The sequence below is a fragment of the Pseudomonas sp. MF7453 genome, from assembly GCF_016405455.1.
GTDB classification, from domain to species: domain Bacteria; phylum Pseudomonadota; class Gammaproteobacteria; order Pseudomonadales; family Pseudomonadaceae; genus Aquipseudomonas; species Aquipseudomonas paralactis.
Map to the genome: position 1 here is coordinate 63,079 of NZ_JAEKCN010000002.1, position 14,059 is coordinate 77,137.

Annotated in this window: 13 protein-coding genes; 9 read left to right on the plus strand and 4 right to left on the minus strand. The window is 59.4% G+C overall.

Features of this window, described 5'->3' with window-relative positions; translation table 11 throughout:
* Nucleotides 1–184: 184 nt before the first annotated feature.
* Both JFT63_RS05610 and JFT63_RS05605 read right to left on the minus strand, forming a co-directional pair.
* Nucleotides 185–2,263 carry a hypothetical protein gene (locus JFT63_RS05610; protein WP_244885959.1) on the minus strand — a complete coding sequence of 693 codons (2,079 nt, stop codon included), beginning with the start codon at nt 2,261–2,263 and terminating at the stop codon, nt 185–187.
* A 137-nt stretch (nt 2,264–2,400) separates the two neighbouring features.
* Nucleotides 2,401–3,666, minus strand: coding sequence for a hypothetical protein (locus tag JFT63_RS05605; RefSeq protein WP_057702894.1), 1,266 nt, complete (start codon nt 3,664–3,666; stop codon nt 2,401–2,403).
* A gap of 246 nt (nt 3,667–3,912) precedes the next feature.
* Between JFT63_RS05605 and JFT63_RS05600 the strand changes: the two genes are divergently transcribed.
* The 7 genes from JFT63_RS05600 to JFT63_RS05570 all read left to right on the plus strand — a co-directional run bounded on the left by JFT63_RS05600 (nt 3,913) and on the right by JFT63_RS05570 (nt 11,231).
* On the plus strand, nt 3,913–4,959 hold the full coding sequence (locus tag JFT63_RS05600) for a LacI family DNA-binding transcriptional regulator (protein WP_332875213.1): 1,047 nt from the start codon (nt 3,913–3,915) through the stop codon (nt 4,957–4,959).
* A gap of 121 nt (nt 4,960–5,080) precedes the next feature.
* A complete protein-coding gene (locus tag JFT63_RS05595; protein WP_198843509.1) occupies nt 5,081–5,863 on the plus strand; it encodes a sugar phosphate isomerase/epimerase family protein in 783 nt (260 codons plus the stop codon).
* The gene (locus JFT63_RS05590; RefSeq protein ID WP_057702892.1) at nt 5,856–6,797 is read left to right on the plus strand and encodes a sugar kinase; all 942 of its coding nucleotides are present in this window, start codon (nt 5,856–5,858) and stop codon (nt 6,795–6,797) included. The genes JFT63_RS05595 and JFT63_RS05590 overlap by 8 nt, the downstream gene beginning before the upstream one ends.
* Nucleotides 6,798–6,842: 45 nt before the next feature.
* Nucleotides 6,843–8,135 carry an MFS transporter gene (locus tag JFT63_RS05585; RefSeq protein ID WP_057022484.1) on the plus strand — a complete coding sequence of 431 codons (1,293 nt, stop codon included), beginning with the start codon at nt 6,843–6,845 and terminating at the stop codon, nt 8,133–8,135.
* The gene (locus JFT63_RS05580; RefSeq protein ID WP_198843510.1) at nt 8,132–9,109 is read left to right on the plus strand and encodes an NAD(P)-dependent oxidoreductase; all 978 of its coding nucleotides are present in this window, start codon (nt 8,132–8,134) and stop codon (nt 9,107–9,109) included. The genes JFT63_RS05585 and JFT63_RS05580 overlap by 4 nt, the downstream gene beginning before the upstream one ends.
* Before the next feature lie 217 nt (nt 9,110–9,326).
* Entirely contained in the window at nt 9,327–10,757 is a 1,431-nt protein-coding gene (locus JFT63_RS05575) for a nucleobase:cation symporter-2 family protein (protein ID WP_078821492.1), read from the plus strand.
* A gap of 12 nt (nt 10,758–10,769) precedes the next feature.
* Entirely contained in the window at nt 10,770–11,231 is a 462-nt protein-coding gene (locus tag JFT63_RS05570) for an LEA type 2 family protein (RefSeq protein ID WP_186561477.1), read from the plus strand.
* 151 nt (nt 11,232–11,382) lie between these two features.
* On the opposite strand, the gene JFT63_RS05565 is transcribed toward JFT63_RS05570, so the two are convergent.
* Nucleotides 11,383–12,309: a carbon-nitrogen hydrolase family protein gene (locus tag JFT63_RS05565; protein WP_057702888.1), complete on the minus strand. Its 927-nt coding sequence runs from the start codon at nt 12,307–12,309 to the stop codon at nt 11,383–11,385.
* Between the two features lie 90 nt (nt 12,310–12,399).
* On the opposite strand from JFT63_RS05565, the gene JFT63_RS05560 reads away from it, so the two are divergent.
* Entirely contained in the window at nt 12,400–13,320 is a 921-nt protein-coding gene (locus JFT63_RS05560; protein WP_198843579.1) for a LysR family transcriptional regulator, read from the plus strand.
* Here the strand turns inward: JFT63_RS05560 and JFT63_RS05555 are convergent.
* Entirely contained in the window at nt 13,292–13,546 is a 255-nt protein-coding gene (locus tag JFT63_RS05555) for a hypothetical protein (protein ID WP_003190904.1), read from the minus strand. The genes JFT63_RS05560 and JFT63_RS05555 overlap by 29 nt on opposite strands.
* 162 nt (nt 13,547–13,708) lie before the next feature.
* Between JFT63_RS05555 and JFT63_RS05550 the strand changes: the two genes are divergently transcribed.
* Nucleotides 13,709–14,029: a DUF883 family protein gene (locus JFT63_RS05550; protein ID WP_005788644.1), complete on the plus strand. Its 321-nt coding sequence runs from the start codon at nt 13,709–13,711 to the stop codon at nt 14,027–14,029.
* Nucleotides 14,030–14,059 lie beyond the last annotated feature (30 nt).

The following is a 14,059-nucleotide window of genomic DNA, read 5'->3' on the forward strand; positions in this document are numbered from 1 at the left end:
CGCTGAATCGACATCGCTGAGACGCGGAAAACTAAAAGGCGCAATTAGGCGCTGCTGGCTTTCTTTACCGCAAGCAAAAAAAATCCGATGCCAATACAGGCATCGGATTGTTTCTTGCGACCCAAGGTCAAGCACGAGGGCTAACGCTTTGATTGAGTCACTTCACTTCCACTACGGCTCAGTGTCAGGGGGTTGGCGGTACCGTGCCATCGCAGTAGGTGTGGGCATTCGACATGCCAACGCGCGTATCCGACGGTATCCCACGCCCGGTTACGCCATTACTCAAAACCGTAGAGTAAGTCGCGACGCAGTTGCCCGTTGGCGCCTGATCCAGATAGCCCTTGTAGTCGATTTCGAATGTGATTCCGTTGTCTTTGTCGTTCTGGGTTATGGTCGGGTGTGTAAGCGTTAATGGAAACGGTCCTGGTGGCCGACCTGCGAGTGTATTGGTAAGGCTCAATTCCAACGTCAGCGGCACACCTAACGCCATCCTGGTATCTCCCGGTACGTAGACTTCACCATACAGAACAGGGGGTGGTCCTGGCGATCGGGTTTTCAGCGAGGCGCAGTTCCAACGATTCCCAGAGTTGCGGCCTACATACTCTGCTGACGCTAACATTGTCGTCACTGCATCCTGTACATCAACCTCAGTGGGCGGGGAAGGATTCTCATTGGTGGTGTCCGGGTCGATAACCAGATAGCTGATGGTCTTGAGGTCATTACCATGACGGGCAACCACGTCCCAGTCGATCTCGAAAGAAAAAGTATCACCACCTTGCTCCGTAGTGATAGGGAATGGCCCAACTCGCTCACCCTCCCACAGGAAGATGATCGACAGCCCCGAATGAGGGGCCACTGCGACTGTCCATAACACAATATCCACGCGCACACTTTGGTCGGCATGCTCTGGCAATAAAACATCCGGCGTTGTCGAGCCGGCCCCAAATACGTGGGCTTCATTAAGGTTGATATTAGGTGTGCCAGGTTCTCCTGGGTTGGTTGGACCACCGACTGACAAATCGAGCCGGATGGTGGTGTCCAAGGAAGGAAACAACGTGCCGTTTCGCGAAATCCGGTACCGGACAGGCACCAATTGCGGCCCGACCGTAAGCTGTGTGTAGGCAGCCTTGAACTGTGCCTGCATACCATCGAATACTTGCGGAAACGTATTGAAAACCGGGCCCAGGCCGCTCCAGGGCTGCGTACCTATTTGCACTTCGAGTCGATCGAGCAATGGAGCATGATTGTTATAGACTCTGACCCATATTTCAGGATCCAGCAGATAATCAGCGATGTCGATCAAGTCATCTGTGCTGCCGCCTTCCGGTGCGGGAGCCAGTGGCAAAAATGGCGCACGTTGTTCGGGGTCATCGATCAGCCTTACTTCACGTTCTTCGATGAATGAGGGGCGACTGACGTTACCCGCCCTGTCGGTAATAGTGTAAAAGGCCCGATACCTCCCACTCAGATCAATTAGAGCACGAGGCAGGAAAAAAGTATTACCGGTCTGCAGCATCGGGATCCCGCCGGGCGGGCTCACGATGTCCTGGTCGCGGGGAAACATCACCGTGCTCCAGTAGACGGTAATGAAGTCACCCGCCTGCCACTGACCCGGCGGCTGAACGAAGGTGTTGTCGGGAATACCGAACTGTATCCCGCCGTTCATCGTCAGATAGGCATCGTCAATAACCGCACCGTCAGGAAGGTTGATGGGGAATACGAGGGCAGTAGGTTGATCACGAAACCCGACATCAGCGTAGGGGGGAATGGTATCGACCGTAAATCGGCCAGGATCGGAAGTATCCCCAGTCCCGCCTGGAAAGCCGCCAAAGTCTCGGTACTGAATGCTTCTGAGTTGAAAAAAACCGTGGCGAAACCCGCCAATCGGTGCAGAAATCGGAATATTAAATTTGACAGGTATTGGAATAGGGGTCGCGCTCAATTGAATCGGCCCCGCTATACGAGTCCAAACAGGTGGAAGTGCCTGAAGGTCTTGTAGCTCAATTTCGAACCAGTCATCGAAATCAGACAAGTCACCTGTCGTACATTCAGCCGTGATGCCGACGGTCGCAAGATTGGCCGGGATCGTACCGGTTGCATCGTCGAGTGCCTCCGCAATCGTGACGGCTGCCGGGTTAGCCGTAGGTGCCGAGGGGATTTTCGGGTTGCTGCTCATTTGAAGATCTCCACTATCGCTTGATATAGGTTCCTTACACACATATTTGTCCGCCAGGTTCACTTCGGCTACCGGGCGAATGACCACGACCCGATTTCCGGCAACAGCTTTTCCCGCCGCCTGAGTTGCGGCACAACCAAAACACTCAGCACTTGCATTCAAACCCGTTCGCAGCGGCCAACCTTGTTAATGGCAGCGCTCACGCCCCCTGACGAAACCGCCCGTCAGGGTTCCGGGACATTGCCGTCAATCCAGCAATAACGGGGTGGCGGCGCGGATGGAACGACGCGATCAAATCGCGCGAACCTGGAAAAAGACCGCCCAATGATGGCGCCGCCTCTGGACACCATGTAGCTAGCTTCCCCCCCCGCAGTGACTCTGAGTGGCCGAATCAAACGCTCGACATCTCTGATCCAGAACGAGTGGCCGCTGGCATCAGCGACGCCGTCCCAGACATGGGTCTGGGTTTCAACAATATTGGGCATCGGGTCTACATCAGGAGCCTGGCGATACCCCTGAAACCGCATCGTGATGAGATCTCCATCTTGAATAGCTGGGAACGGTGGCGAGCCCTGATTGATGCGGATTTCAACGCCCACCCAGATCGGCGGTATACAGGCACACGTCATCCATTTGTTCGGATTGTTTATTGGGTCCGATTCGGTCTGTGGAAACAGCGGCCTGAGGTAAGTCGGGGTGGGGATGGCAACACTCAGACCGGCTCGCGCCACCTCTGAAAATTGCGGATTGAGGTTACCGGCCCGATCTCTCAGACGGTAAAAGCAAAAGATAAACAAGGCGCCCGGGAAACTTCGAAAAATCGTATCGGGGACGTCGACGAATATTTGACCCGTAGCACTGACCTGCGGTGGTGAAATGAAGCTGGGCGCCCCCGTAGGCAGAGCGTCCATTGCCGAGAAGTACAACAGTATTTCGTCACCCTCATCTCGCCCCCGATAACCACCCGGTATTTCCATCGGAACCAACGGGTTGAGGTCCAGATAATCAAGGGTAATCGGATCGACAGGGAAAATTGCGGGCGCGAGTGTTTCACCGACACCTGGGGCGTCGCGGTCGATTCGAAGCGCCGTGAGCTGCGAAGTATCAAAGCTTGGGTTAGACGGCGAATCGACATGTATGCGAAATGACAGATCTACTCTCGCGCTGTTCAGCAGAAATGCTTGAGGAATCGACGCAGGATAGGGAAAGTCATCTGCAGTAAGTGGACCATCCAATCTCAACGGCGGAAACACATCAACGGGGGTAGCGCTATGGTCATCCCATACAAATACGACGAAGTGGGTATCGCCGGCACCCGGCAGAAACGACCATGGCATGGGAAGCTCCACCTCCAGATCGTTGAAATAGTACTGCGCAGGCACCAGTCCATCGGCGAGGGCACGCACAACGGTAGGCCCATCCAGAGCAAGAGTGTCGCCTGAACCAGAAACTGCGGTACTCACTGGACTGTGCTTTTTTTGCCCACTCATGCTGCCACCCCTGGAATGACCGTTTAACTGTTTATGGCTTGTGCAGCGCCGTTCACTTGGGGCCAATTGAACACGCCATATATGGGTTTGGATACTGTCAGAATTAACAGGTAGGCTGACCACTCATCAGTTTTGCGGATGTGGCGCATGGACATACCCCTCAATAAAACTTGACGTAAGTAGCTCGCTGGTGTTTTCTGAAACCGGTTTCAACCCGTTACCCATTCCAATAAGAAAGGCTTTACCGTGACTCCATTTTCCGCCGCCCAGCGTAGCCGCGTGACCATGCTCGACGTTGCCGAGCGCGCTGGCGTGTCCAAGGCCAGCGTCTCGCGCTTCATCGGCGATGACCGCGCCCTGCTCTCAGATGCCATTGCCCTGCGCATCGAACAGGCTATCGACGAACTCGGTTATCGCCCCAACCAGATGGCCCGCGGCCTCAAACGTGGGCGCACGCGCCTGATCGGTATGCTGGTGGCCGATATCCGTAACCCCTATTCCATTGCCGTGATGCACGGTGTCGAAACCGCCTGCCGTCAGCACGGCTACAGCCTGGTGGTGTGCAACACCGACCGCGATGACGAACAGGAGCGCCAGCATCTGGCAGCGCTGCGCTCGTACAACATCGAAGGGCTGATCGTGAATACCCTGGGCCATCACCTCGACCAACTGCTGGAACTGCAACGGGAAATGCCCCTGGTGCTGGTGGACCGCAAGGTCGAGCCGTTGCACAGCGACATGGTGGGTCTGGACAACCCGGCGGCGGTGCGTATGGCGGTAGAGCATCTTGAGCAACAGGGTTATCGCGACGTGCTGCTGGTGAGCGAAGCCACCGATGGCACCAGCTCACGCCTTGAGCGCCTGGAGAGTTTCAAGGCCGAGATTGCCCGGCGCCCAGGCTTGACCGGCGCGGTGGTTGAACTGGATGGCGAACTGCAAGGCCGTCTGCAAAGCTTTTTAGCCAGGCCCGGTCCCAAGGCGCTGTTTTGCGCCAACGGTGTTGCTGCGCTGGCCTGCACACATACGCTCAAGGCGTTGGGCTGCACGCTGTTCGACGATGTCGGCCTGATCGCTCTGGATGACCTGGACTGGTACCCGCTGGTGGGCAACGGCATCACCGCCCTCGCCCAGCCGACGCAAGCAATTGGCGCCAGCGCATTTGACTGTTTGCTCAAACGTCTGCGCGGTGATACCGCTCCCACGCGCACCCTGGATTTTTTACCCGAGCTGATTATCCGTGGCTCCACCGCCCTGTCCCTTTGTAGGAGCGAGCTTGCTCGCGAAAGTCGTTAACGATAACGCGCAGCGTCAGGATTAGCGCGGCGCCCTCGAGCTTTTCGCGAGCAAGCTCGCTCCTACAAGGGTTGTGTGTTTTTTTCAGAAAAAATGAAACCGGTTTCAGAGGTAAACAACAATGCATAAATACCCCGTCTCCATCAGCCTTTCCAGCTACGGCGCAGACCTTGTCCGCCAGCAGGGCCAATTGAGCTTTGTCGCGTTACTCAGCGCCGCCGGTGCCCAGCGCATCGAATGGCGTGAAGAGTTGCTGACCCTCGAACAGCCCGCCGAACTGGCCCAGGCCGCCGCAGAACAGGGCCTGGAATCAGTCTTTTCCTCGCCTTTGGAACTCTGGGTCGCCGGTCGGGCCCAACCCAATCCGGAACTCGCGGCCACCCTGGACCGCGCTCACGCCTTCGGTTCACGTTGGCTGAAAGTCTCCCTCGGATATTTCACCGACACCAACGACCTGGAAAGCCTGCATGCCCTGCTCAACCGCCATTCGGTCAAGCTGTTGGTGGAAAACGACCAGACCCTGCACGGCGGCCGAATCGAGCCGATGCAACGGTTTTTCACCGAAGTCGAACGCCTGGGCTTGCCGGTGAAGATGACCTTCGATATCGGCAACTGGCAGTGGCAAGACCAGTCTGCGCTGACCGCCGCACGCCTGCTGGGCCGGCATGTGGATTACCTGCATTGCAAGGCCGTGGCCCGTCGCGACGACGGCAAGCTGGTGGCCTTGCCGCCTGGCGCTACCGACCTGCATCTGTGGGAACAACTGCTCAAGCATATGACTCAAGGTATTACGCGGGCGGTGGAGTTTCCGTTGCAGGGCGAGGACCTGGTGGAGGTCACTGCACAACAGGTCGCCACCCTCGCCTGCCTTGGCCAACCCCGCGTGGAGAATGCCCATGTCTGAGATCGATATTCTGTCGTTTGGTGAAACCATGGCGATGTTTGTCGCCGAGCAGACCGGCGATCTGGCCCAGGTCGGGCAGTTTCACAAACGCATTGCCGGCGCCGACAGCAATGTCGCCATTGGTTTGTCGCGCCTGGGGTTCAACGTGGCATGGCTGAGCCGAGTGGGTGACGATTCCCTCGGGCGCTTTGTGGTCGACACCCTGGGCAAGGAAGGCATTGATTGCCGCCATGTGGCCGTCGACCCACTGCACCCCACGGGGTTTCAGCTCAAGTCGCGCGAAGAGGCCGGCGCTGATCCCCAGGTCGAGTACTTCCGCAAAGGTTCGGCGGCCAGCCATTTGTCCATTGCCGACATCAGCCCGGCGCTGTTGCAAGCGCGCCATGTGCACGCCACCGGGATTCCACCGGCGTTGTCCGATGCCACCCGTGAACTATCCTTTGAACTGATGAAGCAAATGCGCAACGCCGGGCGCAGCGTGTCATTCGACCCGAACCTGCGCCCTTCGCTCTGGGCCAGCCAGGCGCTGATGATCCGCGAAATCAATGCCCTGGCCGCTCTGGCTGACTGGGTGTTGCCGGGCCTGAGTGAAGGCCGCTTGCTCACCGGTTTCGAAGATCCTGCGGATATCGCTGCGTTTTACCTCGACCAGGGTGCCGAAGCCGTGGCGATCAAACTCGGCCCCGAAGGCGCCTATTACCGCACCCACATGGACCAGGGCTTCGTCGCCGCCGTCAAGGTGGAAAACGTCGTGGACACCGTCGGCGCCGGCGATGGTTTTGCCGTGGGCATGATCAGCGCCCTGCTGGAAAACTCAAGCTTCCCCGAGGCGGTCCAGCGCGCTAACTGGATCGGCAGCCGCGCTGTGCAGAGCCGTGGCGATATGGAGGGTTTGCCGACCCGCGCCGAATTACCCACTCGATCCGTTGCGTAACCCATTACCTGTTGCCACAACTACAACAAGCTCAGGAGCAACCCCATGGAAACCGTGAAACTCGCCACCCGCCGTTGGTGGTACATCATGCCTATCGTGTTTATCACCTACAGCCTGGCCTACCTGGACCGCGCCAACTACGGCTTCGCCGCCGCCTCCGGGATGGCCGAAGACCTGATGATCACGCCGGGCATGTCCTCGCTGCTTGGCGCGCTGTTTTTCCTCGGCTACTTTTTCTTTCAGGTGCCGGGGGCGATCTACGCGCAAAAGCGCAGCGTTAAAAAACTGATTTTCGTCAGCCTGATCCTCTGGGGTGGCCTGGCGACCCTGACCGGCGTGGTGTCCAACGCCTATATGTTGATCGTCATCCGCTTCATGCTCGGGGTGGTCGAAGCCGCGGTGATGCCAGCCATGCTGGTGTACCTGTGTCATTGGTTCACCCGTGCCGAACGCTCGCGGGCCAACACCTTCCTGATCCTCGGCAACCCGGTGACCATGCTGTGGATGTCGGTGGTCTCGGGCTACCTGGTGCAGCATTTCAGCTGGCGCTGGATGTTTATCATCGAGGGCCTGCCGGCGGTGCTGTGGGCGTTTATCTGGTGGAAGCTGGCGGATGAAAAACCCGCCGATGCCAAGTGGCTGAGCGAACAGCACAAAAAAGACCTGGAAACCGCCCTCGCCGCCGAGCAAGTCGGCATCAAGGCGGTGAAGAACTACGCCGAGGCGTTCCGCTCGCCCAAGGTGATCATCCTTGCCCTGCAATTCTTCTGCTGGAGCATTGGCGTGTACGGCTTTGTGCTGTGGCTGCCGTCGATCCTCAAGGCCGGCTTGCAGATGGACATGGTCGAAGCCGGCTGGCTGTCGGCGCTGCCGTACCTGGCGGCGGTGATCGGTATGCTGGTGGTGTCGTGGGGCTCGGACAAACTGCAAAAACGTAAGCGCTTTGTTTGGCCGCCGTTGCTGATTGCGTCCATCGCCTTCTACGCGTCCTACGTGTTGGGCGCCGAACATTTCTGGTGGTCCTACACCCTGCTGGTGATCGCCGGGGCGTGCATGTACGCACCCTATGGCCCGTTCTTCGCCATCGTCCCGGAAATCCTCCCCGCCAACGTCGCCGGTGGCGCCATGGCACTGATCAACAGCATGGGCGCGCTGGGCTCGTTCGGCGGCTCATACCTGGTGGGTTACCTCAACAGCAGCACCGGCTCGCCCGGCGCTTCGTACCTGCTGATGAGCGGTGCGTTGCTGCTGTCGGTAGTGCTGACGATTTTCCTCAAGCCCGGCGCCAGTGACCGCTCGCCGGCGCCAACCCTGGAGTTGAAGGTAAAAACCTCATGAAAAAGTCCGTTGTGTTGTACAAAAAACTGTCCGCGCCGCTGATGGCCCGCCTGCATGAGCAGGCCGAGGTCACGCTGATCGATGCACTGGATGAAACCGGCCTGGCCAAACTGCGCGACGCACTGCCCACCGCCCACGGCCTGCTGGGTGCAAGCCTGCGCCTGGACGCCCGGTTGCTCGACCTGGCACCCAAGCTGGAAGCCGTGGCCAGCGTCTCGGTGGGCGTGGACAACTACGACATCGACTACCTGACCCAGCGCGGCATTCTGCTCAGCAACACCCCGGATGTACTCACCGAAACCACCGCCGACACCGGCTTTGCGCTGATCCTGGCCACCGCCCGGCGCGTGGTCGAACTGGCCGACATGGTGCGTGCCGGCCAGTGGAGCAAGAACATCGGCCCGGCGCATTTCGGCAGCGATGTGCATGGTAAGACCCTGGGCATTATCGGTATGGGCCGCATCGGTGAAGCCTTGGCCCAGCGGGGGCACTTTGGTTTTGGTATGCCGGTGATCTACCACAGCCATTCGCCCAAGCCTGCGGTGGAAGCGCGTTTTGGCGCGCAGTACCGAAGCCTTCAGGACTTGCTCAAAGAGGCGGATTTTGTGTGCCTGACGTTGCCGCTCACCGCAGAAACCGAAAAGCTTATTGGCGCCGAGGAATTCGCGCTGATGGGGCCGGAGACGATCTTCATCAATATCTCACGGGGCAAAGTGGTGGATGAGGCGGCGCTGGTTGAAGCATTGCAGCAGCGCACCATCCGGGCGGCGGGGTTGGATGTGTTCGAGAAAGAACCCCTGGATCACGCCTCGCCGTTGCTGCGCTTGAACAACGTGGTGGCGACTCCGCATATCGGCTCGGCAACTCATGAAACGCGCGAGGCGATGGCCAAGTGTGCAGTGGATAATCTGTTGCAGGCGTTGTCGGGCGAGCGACCGCAAAACCTGGTGAACCCAGGGGCCTGGAAGCAATAAGCCCTAATGCCAGCTTTTGTAGGAGCGAGCTTGCTCGCGAAAAACTCACAGGCACCGCGTTTAATCAGAAAACATGTGCCATCGTTGACGTTTTTCGCGAGCAAGCTCGCTCCTACAGGGTTGGATGTGCAGGTTTTTCATAAATATCCTTTTACCCTTCTGACAGCCGACGCTTTCTGGCATCCTGCGCCTCCATTTTCCGACCCGAGCCATCATTTTGTCTGACGCTCAAGCCCCCCGCCCGCGCTATAAATCCGACCTGATCTACGGCCTGGAAGACCGCCCGCACTTCACCGCCGCGATTTTTGCCGCCTTGCAGCATGTGCTGGCGAGCTTTGTCGGCATCATCACCCCGACCCTGATTGTCGGCGGCGTGTTGGGCCTCGAAAGCGAGGTGCCGTACCTGGTGAGCATGGCGCTGTTCGTCTCGGGGCTCGGCACCTTCGTGCAGGCCCGCACGTTCGGGCCCGTGGGCTCGGGGCTGTTGTGCCTGCAAGGCACCAGCTTTTCGTTTATCAGCGTGATATTGAGCGCCGGGTTCATGGTCAAGGCCCGGGGCGGCGGCACGGATGAAATTCTCTCGACGATTTTTGGCATCTGCTTTTTCGCCGCCTTTATCGAGGTGGTGCTGAGCCAGTTCATCGGCAAACTGCGCAAGCTGATCACCCCGGTGGTGACTGGCACCATCATTACCCTGATGGGCCTGTCACTGATCAAGGTGGCGGTCACCGACATGGCTGGCGGCTATGGCGCGGGTGACCTGGGCGCCGCCAGCAATATGGGTCTGGCGGCGCTGGTGCTGCTGACCATCGTGGTGCTCAACCGCTTCAACAACCCGTTCCTGCGCCTGGGTTCGATCGTGATCGGCCTGACGCTGGGCTTTGTGGTGGCGTGGTTGCTGGGCCGGGTGGATATGGCCGCCCTGCCCCAGGTGCCATTGATCAGCGTGCCGGTGCCGTTCAAGTACGGCTTCTCGTTCGACTGGGTGGCGTTTATCCCGGTGGCCGTGATTTTCCTGATTTCGCCTTTGGAAGCGGCCGGCGACCTGACGGCCAACTCGATGATCTCCCAGCAACCGGTCAAGGGCCCGCTGTATATCAAGCGCATCAAGTCCGGCCTGCTGGCCGATGGCCTCAACTCGGCGATGGCCGCCACCTTCAACAGCCTGCCGATGGTGACGTTCGCCCAGAACAACGGCGTGATCCAACTGACCGGCGTGGCCAGCCGTTACGTGGCGTACTTTATCGCCGGGCTGCTGGTGCTGCTGGGGCTGTTCCCGATGATTGGCGCGGTGCTTCAGCTGATGCCCAAGCCGGTACTCGGCGGCGCGACCCTGATCATGTTCGGTACCGTGGCGGTGGCCGGAATCAAGATCCTCGCCGAAGCCGGCCTGCACCGGCGCAATGTGCTGATCGTGGCGATCTCCCTGGGGATGGGCCTGGGCGTCGCCGCGGTGCCGGAAGTGCTGCGCGACTTGCCCAAGGCGCTGCACAACATCTTCGAATCGCCGATCACTGTGGGCGCGTTCTGTGCAATCCTGCTGAACATTTTCCTGCCCGAAGAGTTCATAGAGCTGGAAGAAGATGAATTCGATCCGGAGTCCTCTACCCTCAAGGTCATGCAAGACCCGGACGTCACGAAACAGTAGGAGCACTTTTAAATGCGCAAGCTCATGGTTCTATCGTTGCTGTTGCTGACCTTGAGCGCTTGCGCGCTGTTCCCCAATCGCGACCCGGTAAATATCAACGTGGTGGGCATCGAGCCGCTGCAAAGCCAGGACCTGGAAGTGCGCTTTGCCGTGAAGCTGCGAGTGCAGAACCCCAATGAAACGGCAATCGACTACAACGGCGTGGCGCTGGACCTGGACGTCAATGGGCGACCGCTGGCGTCCGGGGTAAGTGACCAGGCCGGCAGCATCCCGCGTTTTTCCGAAAAGGTGCTGATGGTGCCTGTCAGCGTTTCGGCGTTCTCGGTGTTGCGCCAGACTCTCGGTCTGAGCCAGACCCAAAGCCTGAACAATCTGCCCTACGTGCTGCGCGGCAAACTGGCGGGCGGGTTATTCGGCACCATGCGCTTTGTCGAGCATGGCACGCTGGATTTGCCCAACACCGCCACCTGGTGATGCGCGAGTGATCTGATCCTGGCAAGCCGTCTGTAGGAGCGAGCTTGCTCGCGAAAAACGTCAACGGTAACGCGTGTTTCCTGAATCAACGCGGCGCCTATGGGTTTTTCGCGAGCAAGCTCGCTCCTACAAAAGCCTGGGTTGGCCCGGTTCAATCAGTGATGTAGCGCACGCCGGGCTTGGCGCGTTCATCCACCGCCAACTCAAAAATATCCGGTCTGGCGTAATGCCCCACCACGTCATAGTCATAGCGTGCCCGCACCAAATCATCGGTATCGATGCGCGCCGTCAACAACCCCGTCTCCCCCAGCAACGGCCCTGCCAGAATGTCGCCCATGGGCCCCACAATTACGCTACCGCCGGCAATCAACGGGCGCTCTGCTGGCCAATTGGCAATCTCCACGCCCAACGCCTCGGGCGATGCCTGAACCTGGCAAGCGCTCACGACGAAACAGCGGCCTTCATGGGCAATATGCCGCATGCTTACCTGCCACATCTCACGCTCGTCCACGGTGGGCGCACACCACACTTGCACGCCCTTGGCATACATGGCCGTGCGCAACAGCGGCATCATGTTTTCCCAGCACACCGCACCGCCAATACGCCCGACAGCCGCGTCGATCACCGGCAAGGTTGAGCCGTCGCCCTTGCCCCAGATCAGCCGTTCAGTGCCGGTCGGCATGAGTTTGCGGTGCCTGGCGACCAAACCGCTCGACGGTTCGAAATACAGCACCGTGCAATACAGCGTGCTGCCACTGCGCTCGATCACGCCGAGCACCAGGCTGGCACCGGTGCGCGCCGACAAACCGGCCAGCGCCTCAGTCTCGACGCCCGGCACGTCGATGGCATTGGCAAAATACCGCGCAAAGGCTTCACGCCCCTCCGGCAGGCGATAGCCCAATTGCGTGCCGAAGCTTTCGCCCTTGGGATAGCCGCCCAGCAACGCCTCAGGCATCACCACCAACTGCGCGCCACTGCGCTGGATTTCATCTTCATAGGCCAGGATCTGCGCCAGGGTTTCAGCTTTGCCGCCAGGCAAGGAGCCGATTTGCAGGGCTGCAACGATCGATACGGGCATTACGCTCACTCCGCTAATAAGGGTTGCCCATTCTCCGGCCAGCCTCGATCATGAATAAAGATCACTTCAGTACTAAATGATATGACCCAGATGAATATCGCCCAGGTTGACCTGAACCTGCTGAAAACCTTCGAAGCCCTGCACGACGAGTCCAGCGCCAGCCGTGCGGCATTGCGCCTGGGCGTTACGCAATCGGCGATCAGCGCCGGCTTGCGGCGTTTGCGCGAACTGTATGGCGACCCGCTGTTCGTACGCACCGGCCGCGGGCTGGCGCCCACCCTGCGGGCCAATCAGTTGAAACCGGTGATCAGCGAGGCGTTGGACCGCTGCCGTCAAAGCCTGGCGATGACCAACCCGGATAACCCGCACTATCAGGGGCGTTCGGTGGTTTTAGGTCTGTCAGACGATTTCGAAATCGCCTACGGCAGGCCACTGATGGACGCCATCGCAGAGCGCCTGCCGAAACTGCGGGTGATCTTTCGCCAAACCCACAGCCAGATCGTTGCAGGCGCCCTGCTCGACCGCAACCTGGACCTGGCCATCACCGCAGGCGGGTTTGCCGAGCGCAGGTTGAGTCGGCAAGTGCTGGGCGAAGGTGACTACTGTTGCCTGGTGGACCCAGGCAGTCTGGTGCCCGGCCAACAAGGGCTGGAACTCGCAGAGTTCATCGCACGCGAGCATGTGCTGGTGTCGTCAGGCGGGTTTATCGGTATTACCGATGAAGGCTTGGCGGCGCAGGGCTTGAGCCGCCAGGTGTGCGCGTCTACCAGCCACTTCGCGGCGCTGCCGTACCTGCTCAAAGGCAGCACGGCGGTGGCGACGATCCCCGGCCACGCGGCCGAGGCGATTGCGCAGATGACCGGCTTGCGTGTGCTGCCCTGCCCGCTGGCACTGCCGCATTACCCGGTGGAGCTGGGCTGGCGAACCCAGGCCCAGCTGGACCCGCTGTTGCTCAAGGTTCGCGAGGCGATTGTGGCGTGCTTTACTTCGCCGCAGCCATCAGCTTGTTGACTTCGCTGCGCACCATGTTGGAAAACTCCGGCGGCGACATGCCGTCAAGTTCGGCACGCACCCACTCGGCCCATTTGCCCTTGCGCTTGGCGCGCTCGCCGAACAAACGGGCGGCTTCGCCCTTGGCTTTGCCCAGGTTGGTTTGCCACAGGTCGTAGAGGCGCGACTTTTCGTCTTCCAGCTCGGCGCGTTCGGCGAGGGTCTTGTTGGCGAGATTGAAGCTCATGTTGAATTACCTGCTGCACAAATGGGTGACATCTTACACTGTAGGCCCAAAGGTCCTGATTCCCATTGTGCCCCAAATGCACGGCTCGCAAAATAACTGCAACTTTTGCCGCTGCCCGATACTCCATTGTTCACTGTCACATTCACTTGCAAGGAGTCACACATGGCCCGCAAAACCGCCGCCCAAGCCGTCGAAGAACAAATCAAGGATCAAGCCTTCAGCGAATTGACCGCGCTGATCGAAGAATCGGACAAACTGCTCAAAAGCAGCGCATCCCTGGTGGGCGAGGAAGGTGAAACCCTGCGCGAGCAGGTCGCCATCAAACTCAAGCAAGCCCTGGATTCGGTGTCCAGTGTCCGTGAGCGCAGCAAGCCTGTGGTGGATGCCACCGAGACCTATATCGGCGGTCACCCATGGCAGACCGTGGCCATTTCCGCAGGCTTTGGCCTGGTGGTGGGTCTGCTGCTGGGTCGTCGTCACTGATCAGCACGGGCTGCGCCCATGGCGCAGCCT

Coding starts and splice junctions, on each gene's coding strand:
- JFT63_RS05605 (WP_057702894.1), bottom strand. CDS start 3,666: ATGAGTGGGCAAAAAAAGCACAGTCCAGTGAGTACCGCAGTTTCTGGT.
- JFT63_RS05595 (WP_198843509.1), top strand. CDS start 5,081: ATGCATAAATACCCCGTCTCCATCAGCCTTTCCAGCTACGGCGCAGAC.
- JFT63_RS05590 (WP_057702892.1), top strand. CDS start 5,856: ATGTCTGAGATCGATATTCTGTCGTTTGGTGAAACCATGGCGATGTTT.
- JFT63_RS05585 (WP_057022484.1), top strand. CDS start 6,843: ATGGAAACCGTGAAACTCGCCACCCGCCGTTGGTGGTACATCATGCCT.
- JFT63_RS05580 (WP_198843510.1), top strand. CDS start 8,132: ATGAAAAAGTCCGTTGTGTTGTACAAAAAACTGTCCGCGCCGCTGATG.
- JFT63_RS05570 (WP_186561477.1), top strand. CDS start 10,770: ATGCGCAAGCTCATGGTTCTATCGTTGCTGTTGCTGACCTTGAGCGCT.
- JFT63_RS05565 (WP_057702888.1), bottom strand. CDS start 12,309: ATGCCCGTATCGATCGTTGCAGCCCTGCAAATCGGCTCCTTGCCTGGC.
- JFT63_RS05560 (WP_198843579.1), top strand. CDS start 12,400: ATGAATATCGCCCAGGTTGACCTGAACCTGCTGAAAACCTTCGAAGCC.
- JFT63_RS05555 (WP_003190904.1), bottom strand. CDS start 13,546: ATGAGCTTCAATCTCGCCAACAAGACCCTCGCCGAACGCGCCGAGCTG.
- JFT63_RS05550 (WP_005788644.1), top strand. CDS start 13,709: ATGGCCCGCAAAACCGCCGCCCAAGCCGTCGAAGAACAAATCAAGGAT.